This window comes from Streptococcus sp. 3874, assembly GCF_013276425.1.
GTDB classification, from domain to species: domain Bacteria; phylum Bacillota; class Bacilli; order Lactobacillales; family Streptococcaceae; genus Streptococcus; species Streptococcus pseudopneumoniae.
In genome coordinates, this window is the sequence record NZ_VMLA01000065.1 from 1 (window position 1) to 16638 (window position 16638).

Sequence of the window (16638 nt, forward strand, 5' to 3'; positions counted from 1 at the left end):
GCTAGCACCAATTTTAACCCCCCTGGTCAATCTATCGAACAGCGTCCTGAAGCTATCAATCTGCGATTGGAGAATGGGCATTATGAGATTGATACGGTTCTGCTTACAAGGGTGAAAAATTATTGTTTACTGGTCTTAACTGATCGAAGGACTAGGCATCAAATTATCCGATTGATTCCAAATAAAAGTGCTGAGGCGGTCAATCAGGCTTTAAAACTCATCTTAAAACAACATCAGATTCTTTCCATCACGGCAGATAATGGTACAGAATTTAACCGCTTGTCTGATGTATTTTCTGAGGAACATATCTATTATGCGCACCCCTATGCCTCTTGGGAAAGGGGAACTAATGAGAATCACAACAGGCTTATTCGGAGATGGTTACCTAAGGGAACTAAGAAAACGACTCCCAAAGAAGTCGCATTCATCGAAAATTGGATTAATAACTATCCTAAAAAATGCTTGAACTACAAATCACCCAGAGAATTTATTCTTCATGGCTAACTTGAACTTGAAATTTGGCGTTTGTGATTGAACAACAAGTATAACACAGAGGTGTTTTCTTATGCCTAGAAGAGCTTTCATTTGACAAGAGGAACCCTTGAAGCAGTTTTGTCAGCTAAACCAAGGCTAATCTTAGCCTTGGCTTGTCATCCTAACAGCATCAAGCCTCTTATCAAATGAAATCGAGGGCTAGCTATAAGCTAGTTGAAACATCTAATTTTTAGGAGGGCTGGGTGGCTAACTTCATTATAGAACTTTCATTGTATTTTGGCTTGGTTTCCACATCAAAAAGAGAGAACCAAGTTGATTCCCTCTCTATATTAGTTTTTACTTATTTTCCGTATAGAAATGCTAGAATCTATTAAAAACTTCCCTTTTACGTGAATTTCCCCATCTTTCGATAAATAAAATCCCCACTAACAAAAGGATAATCAAGCAAGGAAATAAGACCATCCCCATGCTCCAATTTAGATCGACATTATCAATCTGCTTAGATAATCTTCCAGATAAAATCTCCACTGAACGCAAGTAAGTAAAGGGAATCAGATGTGCAATCCTTTGAAGAGGCTGAATGGTTTGGATGCCAAACAATAAGCCAACAATCCCAATGAGTGAAAGAAAGAGGACAGGCATTTTTTGCTTGAAAAAGTAAGCAATCAAGTACACAACTTCCACAATGACGATAAAGGCTAAGAAAGCTAAGAGCAAGCCAGGAAATAATACATCTTGTATTTTCCCAATAGTTACTTCTTGATTCACTAAGCTATAAATTGGGTAGGGATAATCTAACTGTCCAAAACCACTTATCAGACTTCCCACTAGAAAAGAAAAGCCACAGATTCCGATAAACAGCACAGTTACATATCCCACTCCAACTCCAAGAGAGGATATTGCAAATGTCACTTTTGAAACAGGATATAAGTGAGCTGTGTCCAGATGATTTTGATATCTTTCTGCAAATAGTTGTGTTAGCATAAAAATAATAGCAACCACAAACAAGCTTGGGATGATAACCTCTAAAATCCAGACAATCTGATCAATCCCGTGGGTCGGAAACTCCAAAGTATGTGCTTTTATGTTCAAGGGATACAGGGCTTGGTAAATCTTCCGTTCGCGGTCAACCCCCATTTTTAAGCCAGAGCTAGCAGTCGGGTCATTTGATACAAATTCATAATTCTTCTCTTCATCTTGCCACTGCAGATAGTAGGCCTCTTTCCAGCGCCCTTCTTTTAATAAAGTCAGAATTTCTGTCTTTCGCGTCAAAAGATTTTTTTGCACGTCTAAATTATTTTTAGCAAACTGGTATTCCTCCGAGCTGGTATCAGACATTTGGGAGAGTTTCTCTTCATTTTCATTGATAGCCCTCTCGTTGGCTGCAATGCGACTTTCCAACCTGCTCTCCAAGCTGTGTGAGTTTGCAGTCTGACTATTTAAATAAAAGGTAACACCGAGTACAGATGCAAATAAAAGTAAGATAATCCAGTTTAAACGACTTTTGAAAACTTTTTTCAATAAAAATAGACTAACATCTTTCATAAACTAAACCTCTTCTATCTGCCCCTGATGAATGGTTACTACTCTATCGCAGACATCAACCAACTCTTCCTTATAGTGGGAACTTAAAAGAACCAGCTGCTCTTGTCTATCGATTTGTGCCAGCCTATCAAAAAACTTCTGTCGATAATACTCATCTAAGCCATTTGTAATCTCATCCATAAGCCAGCATTTGGCCTGACTGAGGAAATACATGGCAATCACCAAGCGTTGCTTCATGCCTAGGGAATACTTGCGAATGGGAAGGCTGATATAGTCAGACATTTCCCAGTAGGCGATTTCATCCCTCAAGTTCAGGTCTGACTTCCAGATGCTTTTTATAAGGCGAAGATAGTCCATCCCACTTAAGTTTCCATCCAGCCATTCAACACTCTCATAATAAAATAAAGAAGGAGAGACTGCGATATTTCCACTACTTATGGGGATTAAGTTGCTAATGGCGCGGAATAGTGTCGTCTTTCCAGAGCCATTGATAGCAAGAACGCCATAAATACTGCCCTTTTCAAAGGTGAAATCTACATCTTGTAAGATGACTTGTCGCGTTTTTAAGGTCACATGAGTAAGCTGTAACATATCCAGTCCTCCTTTTTCTCACTCTTTAAGGATCAATAGCCTCCTTTGTAATGGTTTACTACCTCATAACGATCGTAGTTCCAGCCTCCGCCAACTTTATACTCAGAATAGCTATAATAACGAGACCATTCCGGAATGACAATATATCCATATCTGTGGTAATTCATACTATACCTATAGTAGGTATTCCAATCATAGCGATAACTTTTAAGAACGGTCTTAGCAGATACACTGGACTGAAGAAGACCAATAGATTATAAACTAACTAATTAAACGATTTTTGCTAATTTTTAATGATTTTATATCATCAATATCGAAGACGCTTTCATTATATCGTTTTTATCATTATTATGCAACAGATTTTTAGTTTATTTTACTACTAGACTTCCTGCAAAACTAGAATCCTAGTTCATGATTGATAATACCAGCAATCAAATTCATTCGTAATCCGAAGCGTTTACGATGATTTCGATAGGTTGTTGAAAACATTTTAAACGTTTTTATAGAGAAATGAAATAAGAACAGGACAAATCGATCAAGACAGTCAAATCGATTTCTAACAATGTTTTAGAAGTAGAGGTGTACTATTCTAGTTTCAATCTACTATACTCTGTCAAAAATATTCTCAACCTTGATTCTCTCCTTAGATAGCGCATGGTTACAGGCTTTATCTTCAGCTGTTAGCAGCTTGAGTTTGCTGGATTTACGTGGAGTTTGCGTGCGACTCATTTTGAACAACTTCATATCATGACAATAGTTCACAGTGATCTCCAAAGAAACAATTCTCCCTTGACTTGTGACAATCGCTTGAGCCTTCATAGCGTGGCATTTCTTTTTACCAGAATAATTCGCTAATTCTTTTTTTTTAGGGCGATTGATTTTTACTTCCGTCGCATCAATCATTACCGTGTTCTCAGAACTAAGAGGAGTTCTTGAAACCGTAAAACCACTTTGAACAAAAGTTACTTCAACCCATTGGCTCCGACGGATTAAGTTGCTTTCGTGAATACCAAAATCAGCCGCAATTTGTTCATAAGTTCGATATTCTCGCACATATTGAAGAGTGACCATAAGAAGGTCTTCTAGGCTTAATTTAGGTTTTCGTCCCCCTTTTGCGTGTTTACCTTGATAAGCTCTTTTTAATACAGCTAACATCTCTTCAAAAGTGGTACGCTGAATACCAACAAGGCGCTTAAATTGTGCATCAGTTAGTTGTTTACTTGCTTCATAATTCATAGAACTATTCTACCATATATTGTTTCGCAGGAAGTCTAATCAAACAGGATATCCTGTTGAAACGGAACTAGCGAGTCTAACAATCATCTCTGATAAATCAGTCGATGGCGAAATCTGAACGACTCGACTCTTTGGAGAAAGACATGCTTCTATCCTCTGGCAAGTCGAAAGTTTTGAGGGCATCGAAGCCATCCTCATCGATAAAGAAGGTCACCTAAGCTGTTCTTCAGGAATTCCTACTCTATAAAGACAACTGTTTCAATGGAGTTTTAAAATTGTATTATGTAAAAAGAGAAAGGAAATCTCATGTTATAGTCATTTAGTTTTAAAAAAGAAAGAATACATATTATGAATTTGGGTCATCAAGACTACGGCCATGTAATCCTTTTTCACGTTGGGCTTGGCGTAGTTTTTCTGGTGTAACATCGTTTCCTTCTTCGTCCACAATTTTGATTCCTTCAATGTGGTGACGAACAGCGCGACGATAACCTTCGATGTACTCCTCACGTAGTTTGGCTTGTTCCACTTTTTCTTCTGGTGTTAAGCCTTCTGTTTTTTTCTTTTTAGCAAGCTCATTGATACGAGCAATTTTTTTCGGATCCATTTCTTCTCCTCTGTAATAAGATAAAGTCCGTTTATCAAATTTTATTTAGTGTTAATTTGGTTAAAACAAGCAAACTTAGCTGCTTTCTTGGTTAGTTGTGACAAGATTGCCAAACGATTTTGACGGACAGCCTGATCTTCAGCCATTACCATAGTATTTTCAAAGAAAGCATCAATGACTGGGCTAAGCGCAAAGAGTTGTTTCAATTGCTGACTTGCAGGTCCTGATAAAACGAGTGTTTCTACTGCTTCTGCCAAAGCTTTTTCTTGGTCATTCTCAAATAGTGCTGAATCAACCGTAGCAACCCCTTCTGCCTTCTCAGCCAGGTTAAAGGCACGAGAAAGTGATTCAACAGATGGTTTAAAATCTTCTTCCTTGCTTACTTCTACGAGAGCACTTGCTGCTTCCAACATATCTGCCACAACAAAGTTTGAACCTGCAAGAACTGCTTCCTTGATGTCTTTTGGAGTAGAACCCATCATCTTATCAACACGAGCCTTGATAAAGTCCATAACTTCTGCTTTATTTTCATAAGTCAAGCTGTCAAATGTTAGAGCATAAAGGCTATCAATCAGCTCGTCCATAGCAATGTGCCAACCAAAGGCATCCAAGATACGAACTACACCTTGCGTTGCACGACGAAGGGCATAAGGGTCATTAGAACCTGATGGGATCAAACCTACTGAGAAGAAACTTAAAATCGTATCTAATTTGTCTGCAATAGCAAGTACTGCACCGACCTTGCTCACTGGAAGATCGCCGTCAGCAGATGTAGGCATGTAGTGTTCCCGAATAGCAGCTGCCACTGCTGGAGTTTCACCAGCAAGAAGGGCATATTTCTCCCCCATAATTCCTTGGAGCTCGTCAAATTCACCAACCATACCTGTCAACAAGTCAAACTTGTAAATGGCTGCTGCACGAGCTAGGTCAACTGTTTCATCCGCTGATAAACCTGCTTTTTCTGCCAAAAGTACAGCGATTTGACCCGTACGAATCATGTGTTCACGAAGGGAACCAATCTTCTCGTGGAAAGTCACATTGTTTAATTTTTCAACAAGGTCAGAAATCACCAATTTTTGGTCTTCACGCCAGAAGAATTCTCCGTCTTCCAAGCGGGCTACCAAGACTTTTTCATTTCCTTTGATGACATTTTCCAAATGTTCTGCGTTTCCGTTACGAACAGAAATGAAGTTTGGCAAGAGTTTACCATCTTGATCACGGACAACAAAGTAACGTTGGTGTTCCTTCATTGAAGTCACCAAAACTTCTTCTGGAACTTCAAGGTATTTAGCATCAAAACTTCCCATAAAGGCAGTTGGGTATTCAACCAAATTCAAGACTTCATTCAGCAAATCAGCGTCAATCTCGATACCTACACCATGCTCAGCTTCGATTGCCTTGATTTGGTCAACAATCATTTGCTCACGTTCACGTGGATCTGCAATTACAAACTGACGACGAAGGTCTTCTTCATAGCTCAAGGCTGACTGAATCTTGGTTTCTTGTCCCAAGAAACGATGGCCACGGCTCACACGCTCTCCCCTAATATCAAGGAAATCCAAATCAAACTCTTCTTCATCTAAAAGAACTGTTAAAGTGTGAACAGGACGAATGTATTCAAAGCTATTTCCAGCCCAGTGCATGCTGACAGGGAAAGTCAATGACTTCAAGACATCTACAACACCAGGAACAATGGCTTCAACTGCTTGACCAACTTCCTCCTTAGTGACATAGACATATTCTTCACCCTTGATTTCACGGAATTCGATATCTTCAACAGTCAAGCCTTTTCCACGGACAAATCCTTGAGCTGCTTTGGTGAAGTTTCCATCACTATCCAAGGCAATTTTCTTTGCTGGCCCCTTAAAATCTTCTGTCAAATCAGCCTGTTTGTCTGCAAGACCAGTTACACGAACAGCCAAACGACGTGGTGTTGAGAAGGTTTGAACGGCTTCAAAAGACAGGCGGTTTTCCTTGAGGAAGGCTGCCATTTTTTCGCCTAGTTGTTTTTCACTTGGTGTGACAACATAGGCTGGTAATTCTTCAAGACCGAGTTCTACTAATAAGTTTTTTGTCATGTTTTTTCTCCGAAAAGTATCTTTTTATTTTCCAGTTTGCCTTATGTGATTGGCATGCAAGCAACCAACTTCGTTGTTTCATTGCTAAAATTGGAGCCAAAAGTCTCCAATTTTGCCTAGTATCCTTAGTTTCACTAAGGATACCTTCATCACTGCGGCAACTGGCTCAGGGCTCACTCTGTTCGCCCATTTTCGTAATTTGTCACTCTCTTTATTCTGCGTCTTCTGCTAAGAGTTTAGCTCTTGTTGCTTCATCTAAAAGTGGGTAGCCTAGGCGTTTGCGTTCTGCGACAAAGGTTTTGGCTACGACACGGGCCAAGTTACGGATACGAGCGATATAGCCTGCGCGCTCTGTTACAGATACGGCACCACGCGCATCAAGCAGGTTAAAGGTATGTGAACATTTGAGAACATAGTCATAGGCAGGGTGAACTAAGCCTTCTTCTAATGCACGACCAGCCTCTTTTTCAAACTTATCAAAATTTTCAAGCAACATTTCTTGATCTGAAATTTCAAATGAATATTTTGAGTGTTCGTACTCAGGCTGGATAAAGATTTCTCCGTATTTTACACCATCGGCCCACTCAATATCATAGACAGAATCCACTTCCTGAATATAAGAAGCCAAGCGCTCCAAACCATAGGTAACTTCCGCAGTCACAGGGCCGGTTGCCAATCCACCGACTTGTTGGAAATAAGTGAACTGGGTGATTTCCATCCCATCAAGCCAAACTTCCCAACCGAGACCTGCAGATCCAGTCGATGGATTTTCCCAGTTATCCTCAACGAAACGAATATCGTGCTCCAAAGGATTGATTCCCAATTTTTCCAAAGATTCAAGGTAAAGTTCTTGGATGTTTGATGGAGATGGCTTCATGACCACTTGGAATTGGTGGTGTTGGTAAAGACGGTTTGGGTTTTCCCCGTAACGACCGTCAGCAGGACGACGTGATGGCTCTACATAAGCCGCATTCCATGGCTCAGGTCCGATAGCTCGAAGGAAAGTGTAAGGACTCATGGTTCCCGCACCTTTTTCATTGTCATAAGCCTGCATGAGCATACAACTTTGGTCATTCCAAAATTGTTGCAAAGTCAAAATAATTTCTTGAAATGTTAATTTCTTAGACATTGAATACTCCTTAATAAAAAATGATTTCTTGCGACACGAGTCTGCCTCGTCGATTATACGAGGCAAGACGAGTTAGTACTGCGTCTAGCTCAGGCACTCTAGTGCTGAGCGTGGGGCAGTCCGACTGAAGGAGGTTTCTGCCACTGACGCAGTGGAAAGTCAATTTTTTAGACATTATTTACTCCTTTTTATATAAATTACTTGCGACACGAGTCTGCCTCGTCAATCATACGAGGCAAGACGAGTTAGTACTGCGTCTAGCTCAAGCACTCTAGTGCTGAGCGTGGAGCAGTCCGACTGTAAGGAGGTTTCTGCCACTGACGCAGTAAAATGTTAATTTCTTAGACATTGTTTACTCCTTTAGTTTTTATATTTCTTTTTCAATTAATTTCTGCTGAACAAACCAATTTAACAAGGGAAGAGTTTTATCTGTATTTGCCCATAGATGATAAGAATCGAAGACCGCTTGTACACTACCTAGATTCTCTACCAACTTATCTACTGTCAAAAAGCTGCGCCAGTATTCATAAAAAATACTTGCATAGTTCTTATCATAAGTCGAAGAACCAAAATCATTCAGTGAATGCCAACCATACTTCTTCTGAAAAAGTTCTACGAGAGATTGATTACAATTTTTTTCCGCTTGAAATTCCTCTTCTGTCAAGAAATACTTGCGACTAATATATTCAACCATCCCCTCTTCGAACCAGATATAAGAGTCGTAACCATCAAAATCATCTAAAAAATGCTCCGACCAATGAGCTAGCTCATGTCCTACAATCTGTAAGAGGAAATTTTCAGATAAAGAATGATAGTGACTTTCTATTGCTTGAGTTTGCTGAGAACACTTGTAGTCCATCAACTGATACAAATATAACTCTTTCCAAACAGCTAAATCAGGCGTCATAACCATTCGTCTATTATTTGTATAGGCTGGAACAGCGCTTTCCCTAATAATCTGTGTAGCAGCATTAAAATCTGACCAAATAACGGCTTGCGGTAAATCACAGACTGCAAGTTCATTCTTTAAAAAAGATTGATAATCTTTCAACTTTTCAGTATTTCTTACTACAAAATCACGAAATGTAGCTAGTTGACTATCGTCTTTTACAAGATAAAGGTTTTCCACGTCTCTCCTTTCTTTCACACAATAGACTGAATAAGCAAAAGAACCGCGTCCAACAATCCTAGGTTGATTTAACCTAGGGGCGTCAGAAACGCGGTTCCACCCTAATTTATTACTTCATTGTTTTTGAAAATACTACAGAAAGCGCCAGCACTTTATTTTGCCCTACTTGGCTCCCACTATCCCAAGCTCGCTTGAAGAACGCCATAAGACTTTCTTTCCTGCTGACTATTATATCAAAAATTAGAATAATGTACAATTCTTTTTATGATTTTCTAGAAATCCACATCATCAACTCGTGGAGCACCCGATTGAACAGCAATCGTTTTTAAGGTTTCTCTCTCCTCATGACTCAGTTCAATTCCAAAGCAATCAAGATTAGCTTGAATACGAGAGGTTATGACAGATTTTGGAAGTGGTAGAAATCCTTCTGCCAAGCTCCAGGCCAAGGCTATCTGAGCAACAGACTTTCCGTGATTTGCTGCTATTTCTTGGACTTGCTTGCTATCAAACAGTTCTCCTTGTCCAAAAGGCCCCCAAGCTTCCAATAAAATTCCCTTTTCACGACAGTAAGCTACGACTTGATCTTGATACACACCTGGCGCCAAGCGAACTTGATTGACCGCAGGAACGATAGTTGCAGTTTCAAGCAAGGCATCCAAATGATGGGGAAGAAAATTGCTAACGCCGATAGCACGGATCTTGCCTTCTTGATAGAGGTCTTCCATCGCTCTCCAGACCTCAGCATTTCGGATTTTCCATGCGTCATTTTCTCTAAGCGGTTTTGGATTTGGCCAATGAATCAAATACAGATCCAAATAATCCAAGCCCAACTTCGCTAAAGACTCTGCAAAAGCCTGACGAGCTTGCTCATAGGTTTGTTGGCTATTCCACAGCTTGGTAGTTACGAACAATTCCTCTCGTGGAACTCCGCTATCTTTGATTGCTTGACCAACACTTTCTTCATTCTGATAAATCGCCGCCGTATCAATATGACGATAACCAGCCTTTAAGGCCTCTAACACTGCACGATAAGCTTCTTCCCCATTCTTAGCCTTAAAAGTTCCAAATCCCAATACTGGAATTTCTACTCCATTATTTAATTGATAGGTATTCATATGCTTCTCCTTCTATTTTATTCATCAATTATAGCATAAAACATTTTTTAAGTAGTACTATCTTCTGTAAAAAATAAGTCTGTCAAATATCTAACAGACCTATTTTTTCTTGCTTATTCATCACGACTATAGTACAGCTCATGAGCTTTTAGGCGAGTATTGAGCATCTCTGGTATGGTCACAAAGGTATAACCTTGATTTTTCAAATACTCAATGACCCTTGGCAAGGCATTGACTGTCGGACTGTGAATATCATGCATCAAAACGATAGAGCCGTTAGCTACTTGATGCTGAATTTCTGTCAAAATAGATGCTTCATTTTTACTCTTCCAGTCCAGACTATCCACATCCCACATGATAAAGCTCAAATCCAAGCTATTGCGAATATCATCTGTAATAGCACCATAAGGTGGACGCATGAGTTTAGAACTAGAACCCAGCACTTTAGTTAGCACATCCTCAGTATCAGTAATCTGCTTTTTAGCTTCATCAAGAGAGAGTTGCGAGAGAATCGGATGGCTCCAACTATGGTTTCCAACAACATGACCTTCAGATTTTATCCTCTTCACCAAGTCCTCATTCCCAGAAACATTTTTCCCAAGCACAAAGAAAGTCGCTTTAATATCATATTTAGCTAGGGTCTCTAATACCTGCGGGGTCGTTGCTGGATTTGGACCATCATCAAAGGTTAGAGCGACAACTTTTTGATATTTCTTATCAAAGTAAGATTGGTACAAGGCCGCATCTTTTTCGAGTAAGTACGAAGATTGGATAACATCAAAGAAAGCAGATACTGGCAAGGCTATCTCTTCTAAATTTTCAACCACAGGACTTGGATAAAGGATAATCTGACTATCCTTGTAATCAAAATTCCATGCAGACAAGTCTTGGTCAGAGAAGTTTTTTACAATCTGCTCACTCTGGTCTTGCTCTATTTTTTTATCCTCTATGAAGGAGGTCAACTCTTTTATCAGCTGTTCCTTAGCCTTACTAGCATCTGAAAACAGTTGGTCAAGTGTAAAAGGTTGCCCATCTTCTGTTAAGTGAACCTTTCCTAGACTGGTCTTTTCAGTCTCTTCAACCTTAAAAGCAACTAAATCATAGATTTGTTTGGTCACATTACGATTAACGACTCCCTTTAAACCTGACTCTTCTTGCTCTGTATAGTAGAAAACAAGATTGTCCTTACTTTCTAGCTTGTCCTTAACATCTTGATTTATCAACTCCCTAACAGAGGAAATCACTTTCTCCCCTTGGAGAGGATAATAGGCAATCACTTCGGCTTGCCCCTGACGAAAATGCTCCTTCTGATTTCCCTCACTCAATTGATCATCTTTCTCTTTTTTGAGCGATTCAATCTTTTGCTCAAAACTTTTTTGCTGGTAGATCTTAAAAGCAATAAATCCGCCTAATAGGCAAATAGAAATTGCTAAGATACCAATCAAAGCCAATAATATATGTCTCTTTTTCCCGTGTCTGCCACGTCCCAGTCTACTTTTATTCATATTTATATCATAACAAATTTAAGCAATAATTTCAATGATACAGTTTGGCATTCCACAATTCCTCTAGCAAGCCAAAGCATCTCACATCAACTAGATCAGCCCTATCTGTAGGAACCATCTAGTTTTCTATCTATGGAATTTCTAGTAGATTGAAGCTAGAATAGACACCGTCACTTCTAAAAACATTCTGAGAAATTGATTTATTTTTCCCAGTCGATTTATCCTCAAACATCCCTATACCTCTGATATTTTCTTGATAATACTATATACCCAGACACTTGTAGTTTTACCTTCAGCTAGTAATGTTGACTTTTCTTCTTCAGATAATTTTTTCCGTAAGTAGTCAATCTGCTGAGAAGTAATGTTCTCTTTCCCCATTGCCTTGACAGATTGTATCACCATTGCAGTTAAGGTTGACATATTTGAAATATCTCCATTATTTCTATGCTTAAATTCTATTCTTGCCTTACCAACATTAAAACTGGCATATCTTCCATCTGATATATAGATCCATTTTGCTGGTACCTGCGTAGATAAACCAAGTAAATTAAGGGCTGTGTTTCCCGATGGAGCAATGGTTCAATGATATTTTCTAGCAATAGCATCAGCAACTTCATCCACAGAGGCCATTGCATACTCTCCAATCAGTTCTATATATTTTGGTTTATAATAAATACCTTTCAAAATGCGAGTAACCTTTTTGTCTTTTACAAGACGATTTAATGTACTACGAACAGTTTCATATCCTACAATTTCAAAGAAATCATTTGCTATAAAAACTTGATTCGATTCAAAATTTTCTATCCTGTTTACTATTTCCTGCTTATCGTTCATCTATCACGCCTCCTTTGCACCGAATATGATGCTATTTTTGGTGCAAAAAGTCAAATGAGAGTCATTTTATCAAGAGGGAACAGACCTCTTACAATTTCTTATGTAACATCTCTATCCATTTTTATCCCATTTCTTATTTCAGTAATAGCTTGATTATAAAAATCATGATAGTCAGCCGTATTTATTTCTTTTATATTGTAAAATGAAATAAGAATAGGACGATTCGATCAGGACAGTCAAATTGATTTCTAACAATGTTTTAGAAGTAGAGGCGCACTATTCTAGTTTCAATCTACTATAATAGAAATTACTTTGACTTTCCTGACTGATTTGTTTAGTTCTTATTTCATTCAGATATGCTATGCATTAACCAATAGCGGATACCTACGGAGAACTTGCCACTCAGATGTAGGACCTGCCCATCATACAAAAAAACAGACTTCATCCCACAAAGAGATAAAATCTGTTACTATTTTCTACACGATATTTCCTAATTTTTAATCCAGCAGTTGGTCTACTTGGCTGATGGCTCGCTCGGGTTGCTGGGTAAAGGGCTTGTTGCCAAAAAAATCCAACCACGGCTTGCGAACCTCGTCTTTGCTGGTTTCTCTGTATTTTTTAGGTCTTATTTATGATGCTCTTTCAATAGTTCTTCAAACTCAGCCACAGTCATGCCTAATTGCTCACTCGCAACCTCAGGTGTTAGAAGACCTTGACGAACTAGATTTGCTAAACTTACTTTTAATCCCTGTTCGATGCCTTCAGCTCGTCCACGTTCAATTCCCTGTTCAATGCCCTCAGCTCGCCCACGTTCAAGACCGCGCTCCAGTCCTTGTTCAATTCCTTCCGCCCTAGCAGTTTCTAAGGCATAGTCCTGTGCTAACATGGCTTGTTCTTCTCGCCTGCGTTGTTCACTAAACATTTTCTTATCCTCCTCGGACCAGCTCTTGTAGTCCAGCAGTTGATCTGCTTGGCTGATGGCTCGCTCGGGCTGCTGGGTAAAGGGTTTATTCCCGAAAAACTCTAACCATGGTTTACGAACCTTGTCTTTGCTGGTTTCTCTGTATTTTTTTAGTTCCAAGAAAGCCATCTGAACCAGATGGTTTTCCTGACCGTTATTTGTGATGGTTAAGACCTCACCTGTCGTGTCCTCTCGCATGCTAAAACTGTGGAAAGCCAAATCATCTTGAAAATAATTACTATCCACAATTGCAATAGCGTATACTGGTGCGATGTGTTTGTAGCTCTGGTGAGTATTGCCTTCTTGCTGGCGAATTTTTCAAGATTTTGATGGACCTGACTGCACAGGTAAGCCCATAAACGATTGATGAAAAAATTCTGATGATGGACTTGGATTTCAATGATTACTTGAGTGCCATTATCCAACTCCGCCAAGACGTCTATACTGGTATAGAAATCCTGCGCCGAGTAGGGTAAAGAAGGCAAGACATGAATATTACTTCCCTCTAAAATGGTTACATTTTTGGCTGGCAAGTCCAGCATATCGCGAATAAATTGACAAGTGATTTCTGGGTTACTGAAAATTTTCTTAGCAACCAAGTCATTAGTTGGGCTGATACCCGGATGTCTTAAAATCATCCTTCTCCTCCTTCTATTATAGCACATTTTTTAATCTAATTTACTAGATTTGATGCTTCTATCTATTTATTCGTAAAAGAAAGCTTTTCTTCAGAAGAAAGCTAATCGCTTATTTGAAATTTTTCCCCTCTGTTGGATAGTCCCGTCTATCTATGTTATAATGAAAGAAGGATTTAAAATCAGAAAAGGAGTATTTATGCTTAAATTAGGTATCATTGGCACTGGCGATATCAGCCACCACTTCATAGAAGCAGCCCATGCTAGTGGGAAATACCAGCTGGTCGCAGTCTATTCTAGGAAACTTGAAGCCGCAGCAACCTTTGCTTCTCGCTATCAGGATATCCAACTATTTGATCAATTAGAAGACTTCTTCAAGAGCTCCTTCGATGTAGTCTATATTGCCAGTCCAAACTCCTTGCATTTTGCTCAGGCAAAGGCTACCTTGTCTGCTGGTAAACACGTCATTCTTGAAAAGCCAGCTGTCACTCATCCACAAGAATGGCTAGATTTGAGACATACAGCTGAGAAAAATCACTGCTTTATCTTCGAAGCAGCTCGCAATTACCATGAAAAAGCTTTTACTACTATCAAAAACTTTTTAGCAGACAAACAGATTTTGGGAGCAGATTTCAACTATGCCAAGTATTCTTCCAAAATGCCTAACTTGTTGGCTGGGGAGACACCAAATGTCTTTTCAGACCGTTTTGCTGGTGGAGCTCTTATGGATTTGGGGATTTATCCTCTCTACGCTGCCGTTCGACTCTTTGGAAAAGCTCAGGACGCAACCTATCAGGCTCAACAACTGGACAATAGCATTGACCTAAACGGAGACGGAATCCTCTTTTACACCGACTATCAAGTTCATATCAAGGCTGGGAAAAACATCACTTCCAATCTTCCTTGCGAGATTTACACAACAAATGGAACCTTGACCCTCAACACGATTGAGCATATCCGCTCAGCTATTTTTATCGACCACCAAGGCAATCAAGTCCAACTCCCTATCCAACAGGCTCCTCATACGATGACTGAGGAAGTCGCTGCATTTGCACAGATGATCCAGCAACCAGACCAGACACTCTACCAGAATTGGCTGGATGATGCAGGCTCTGTTCATGAGCTACTATATACCATGCGCCAGACTGCTGGCATTAGATTTGAGGCAGAAAAATGAAAACCAAACTACCGACTGAATGGCAAGAACTGAGTGACCAACTCGGTTTCCAGGAATTCACCCCCATTCAAACTCAACTATTTGAGCCCCTTCTTGCAGGAGAAAATCTTCTAGGAGTAAGCCCAACAGGAACTGGTAAGACCCTAGCTTATCTCCTGCCAAGTCTTCTCAGACTACAAAAGAAAAAAGCCCAGCAACTCTTGATTCTAGCACCAAATACAGAACTTGCTGGACAGATTTTTGATGTATGTAAAACGTGGGCTGAGACTATCGGTTTGACAGCCCAACTCTTCCTATCAGGTTCAAGTCAGAAACGCCAGATTGAACGCCTAAAAAAAGGACCAGAAATTCTAATTGGAACCCCTGGTCGTATCTTTGAACTCATTAAACTGAAAAAAATCAAGATGATGAATGTAGAAACCATCATCTTGGATGAATTTGACCAATTGCTTGATGATTCTCAGATTCACTTTGTTGAGAAAATCACTCACTACGCACCGCGTGACCACCAACTCGTCTATATGAGTGCGACGACTAAGTTTGACCAAGAAAAGATTGCGCCAAACACACGTACCATTGATCTCTCTGACCAAAAACTAGATAACATCCAACATTTCTATATGCAGGTAGACCAACGTCACCGAGTGGATATGCTACGAAAACTAGCTCATGTGGAGGATTTCCGCGGTCTGGTCTTCTTTAACAGCCTATCAGACCTTGGAAGTGCAGAGGAAAAACTACAGTATCGGGATATATTAGCTGTTTCCCTCGCTAGTGATGTTAATGTCAAATTTAGAAAAGTCATCTTAGAAAAGTTTAAAGATAAGCAACTAACCCTACTCCTTGCAACTGACCTTCTGGCTCGTGGAATTGATATCGATAGCCTAGAATGTGTCGTAAACTTTGATATTCCTAGAGATATTGAAACCTACACTCACCGTGCTGGCCGTACTGGCCGTATGGGCAAGGAAGGTTATGTTATCACTCTCGTCACTCATCCAGAAGAACTTAAAAAACTTAAGAAATTTGCGAGCGTACGTGAAATTGTCTTGAAAAATCAAGAACTCTATATTAAATAAAGCCCCATCGCTCTATACACATCCAGTGTATGGAGCTTTTTATAAGCAATTCAATTTTATACTCTTCGAAAATCTCTTCAAACCGCGTCAGCTTCGCCTTGTCGTATGTATGGTTACTGACTTCGTCAGTCTTATCTGCAACCTCAAGACAGTGTTTTGAGCTGACTTCGTCAGTTCTATCTGCAACCTCAAGACAGTGTTTTAAGCTGACTTCATCAGTTCTATCTACAACCTCAAGACCATGTTTTGAGCTGACTTCGTCAGTCTTATCTACAACCTCAAGACAGTGTTTTGAGCTGACTTCGTCAGTTCTATCTGCAACCTCAAAACAGTGTTTTGAGCTGACTTCGTCAGTCTTATCTACAACCTCAAAACAGTGTTTTGAGCAGCCTGCGGCTAGCTTCCTAGTTTGCTCTTTGATTTTCATTGAGTATTAGTTCAATATCTGAAAAAAAGAACCTTGCAAAGCAAGATTCTTTTAGTGTCTGACTTAAATAATTGTTCTTCTGGGAACTAAATCGAATT

13 protein-coding genes and 5 pseudogenes are annotated in these 16638 nt (G+C 39.6%); 4 read left to right on the plus strand and 14 right to left on the minus strand.

What is annotated here, in order from left to right:
* The coding region (locus tag HT703_RS07070) for an IS30 family transposase (RefSeq protein WP_172929993.1) at positions 1 to 504 on the plus strand (504 nt) is incomplete at its 5' end.
* 351 nt (positions 505 to 855) lie between these two features.
* Here HT703_RS07070 and HT703_RS07075 read toward each other — a convergent pair.
* The 4 genes and pseudogenes from HT703_RS07075 to HT703_RS07090 all read right to left on the minus strand — a co-directional run bounded on the left by HT703_RS07075 (position 856) and on the right by HT703_RS07090 (position 3867).
* Positions 856 to 2040, minus strand: a complete 1185-nt coding sequence (locus HT703_RS07075) for a hypothetical protein (protein ID WP_172929994.1) — start codon at positions 2038 to 2040, stop codon at positions 856 to 858.
* Between the two features lie 3 nt (positions 2041 to 2043).
* A complete protein-coding gene (locus HT703_RS07080; protein ID WP_172929995.1) occupies positions 2044 to 2631 on the minus strand; it encodes an ABC transporter ATP-binding protein in 588 nt (195 codons plus the stop codon).
* A 32-nt stretch (positions 2632 to 2663) separates the two neighbouring features.
* Positions 2664 to 2882, minus strand: coding sequence for a hypothetical protein (locus HT703_RS12160; protein ID WP_050261375.1), 219 nt, complete (start codon positions 2880 to 2882; stop codon positions 2664 to 2666).
* A gap of 145 nt (positions 2883 to 3027) precedes the next feature.
* Positions 3028 to 3867, minus strand: a pseudogene (locus HT703_RS07090) (transposase family protein).
* 37 nt (positions 3868 to 3904) lie between these two features.
* Between HT703_RS07090 and HT703_RS07095 the strand changes: the two are divergent.
* A pseudogene (locus HT703_RS07095) lies at positions 3905 to 4114 on the plus strand (FAD:protein FMN transferase); the annotation flags it as partial.
* Positions 4115 to 4213: 99 nt separating this feature from the next.
* Here the strand turns inward: HT703_RS07095 and HT703_RS07100 are convergent.
* From HT703_RS07100 to HT703_RS07135, 9 genes and pseudogenes are all read right to left on the minus strand, one after another.
* Positions 4214 to 4471: a DUF896 family protein gene (locus HT703_RS07100; RefSeq protein ID WP_172929996.1), complete on the minus strand. Its 258-nt coding sequence runs from the start codon at positions 4469 to 4471 to the stop codon at positions 4214 to 4216.
* A 41-nt stretch (positions 4472 to 4512) separates the two neighbouring features.
* Positions 4513 to 6549 (minus strand): glycine--tRNA ligase subunit beta, encoded by a 2037-nt coding sequence (gene glyS / locus HT703_RS07105; protein ID WP_172929997.1) that lies wholly within the window; start codon positions 6547 to 6549, stop codon positions 4513 to 4515.
* Positions 6550 to 6760: 211 nt separating this feature from the next.
* The gene (gene glyQ, locus HT703_RS07110; RefSeq protein ID WP_138705253.1) at positions 6761 to 7678 is read right to left on the minus strand and encodes a glycine--tRNA ligase subunit alpha; all 918 of its coding nucleotides are present in this window, start codon (positions 7676 to 7678) and stop codon (positions 6761 to 6763) included.
* Between the two features lie 367 nt (positions 7679 to 8045).
* Positions 8046 to 8807, minus strand: coding sequence for an elongation factor Tu (locus HT703_RS07115; RefSeq protein ID WP_050208724.1), 762 nt, complete (start codon positions 8805 to 8807; stop codon positions 8046 to 8048).
* A gap of 272 nt (positions 8808 to 9079) precedes the next feature.
* Complete coding sequence (locus HT703_RS07120) at positions 9080 to 9922, minus strand: aldo/keto reductase (protein ID WP_050208726.1); 843 nt, start codon at positions 9920 to 9922, stop codon at positions 9080 to 9082.
* Positions 9923 to 10035: 113 nt separating this feature from the next.
* Positions 10036 to 11427 carry a peptidoglycan-N-acetylglucosamine deacetylase PgdA gene (gene pgdA / locus HT703_RS07125; protein WP_050208727.1) on the minus strand — a complete coding sequence of 464 codons (1392 nt, stop codon included), beginning with the start codon at positions 11425 to 11427 and terminating at the stop codon, positions 10036 to 10038.
* Positions 11428 to 11661: 234 nt separating this feature from the next.
* A pseudogene (locus tag HT703_RS07130) lies at positions 11662 to 12261 on the minus strand (DUF6088 family protein).
* 500 nt (positions 12262 to 12761) lie between these two features.
* Positions 12762 to 12881, minus strand: a pseudogene (locus HT703_RS11785) (flagellar assembly protein H domain protein); the annotation flags it as partial.
* A gap of 5 nt (positions 12882 to 12886) precedes the next feature.
* Positions 12887 to 13860: pseudogene (locus tag HT703_RS07135) on the minus strand (Rpn family recombination-promoting nuclease/putative transposase).
* Positions 13861 to 14056: 196 nt separating this feature from the next.
* Between HT703_RS07135 and HT703_RS07140 the strand changes: the two are divergent.
* Both HT703_RS07140 and HT703_RS07145 read left to right on the plus strand, forming a co-directional pair.
* Positions 14057 to 15034: a Gfo/Idh/MocA family oxidoreductase gene (locus tag HT703_RS07140; protein ID WP_172929998.1), complete on the plus strand. Its 978-nt coding sequence runs from the start codon at positions 14057 to 14059 to the stop codon at positions 15032 to 15034.
* Positions 15031 to 16113, plus strand: coding sequence for a DEAD/DEAH box helicase (locus tag HT703_RS07145; RefSeq protein ID WP_172929999.1), 1083 nt, complete (start codon positions 15031 to 15033; stop codon positions 16111 to 16113). Before HT703_RS07140 ends, HT703_RS07145 begins: the two co-directional genes overlap by 4 nt.
* On the opposite strand, the gene HT703_RS11790 is transcribed toward HT703_RS07145, so the two are convergent.
* The gene (locus HT703_RS11790) at positions 16106 to 16540 is read right to left on the minus strand and encodes a hypothetical protein (RefSeq protein ID WP_240150160.1); all 435 of its coding nucleotides are present in this window, start codon (positions 16538 to 16540) and stop codon (positions 16106 to 16108) included. The two genes, HT703_RS07145 and HT703_RS11790, sit on opposite strands and share 8 nt — an antisense overlap.
* Positions 16541 to 16638 lie beyond the last annotated feature (98 nt).

What these genes read in the sequence shown, in the direction of transcription:
- HT703_RS07075 (WP_172929994.1), bottom strand. Translation starts at nt 2,040, where the DNA reads ATGAAAGATGTTAGTCTATTTTTATTGAAAAAAGTTTTCAAAAGTCGT.
- HT703_RS07080 (WP_172929995.1), bottom strand. Translation starts at nt 2,631, where the DNA reads ATGTTACAGCTTACTCATGTGACCTTAAAAACGCGACAAGTCATCTTA.
- HT703_RS07100 (WP_172929996.1), bottom strand. Translation starts at nt 4,471, where the DNA reads ATGGATCCGAAAAAAATTGCTCGTATCAATGAGCTTGCTAAAAAGAAA.
- glyS (WP_172929997.1), bottom strand. Translation starts at nt 6,549, where the DNA reads ATGACAAAAAACTTATTAGTAGAACTCGGTCTTGAAGAATTACCAGCC.
- glyQ (WP_138705253.1), bottom strand. Translation starts at nt 7,678, where the DNA reads ATGTCTAAGAAATTAACATTTCAAGAAATTATTTTGACTTTGCAACAA.
- HT703_RS07120 (WP_050208726.1), bottom strand. Translation starts at nt 9,922, where the DNA reads ATGAATACCTATCAATTAAATAATGGAGTAGAAATTCCAGTATTGGGA.
- pgdA (WP_050208727.1), bottom strand. Translation starts at nt 11,427, where the DNA reads ATGAATAAAAGTAGACTGGGACGTGGCAGACACGGGAAAAAGAGACAT.
- HT703_RS07140 (WP_172929998.1), top strand. Translation starts at nt 14,057, where the DNA reads ATGCTTAAATTAGGTATCATTGGCACTGGCGATATCAGCCACCACTTC.
- HT703_RS07145 (WP_172929999.1), top strand. Translation starts at nt 15,031, where the DNA reads ATGAAAACCAAACTACCGACTGAATGGCAAGAACTGAGTGACCAACTC.
- HT703_RS11790 (WP_240150160.1), bottom strand. Translation starts at nt 16,540, where the DNA reads ATGAAAATCAAAGAGCAAACTAGGAAGCTAGCCGCAGGCTGCTCAAAA.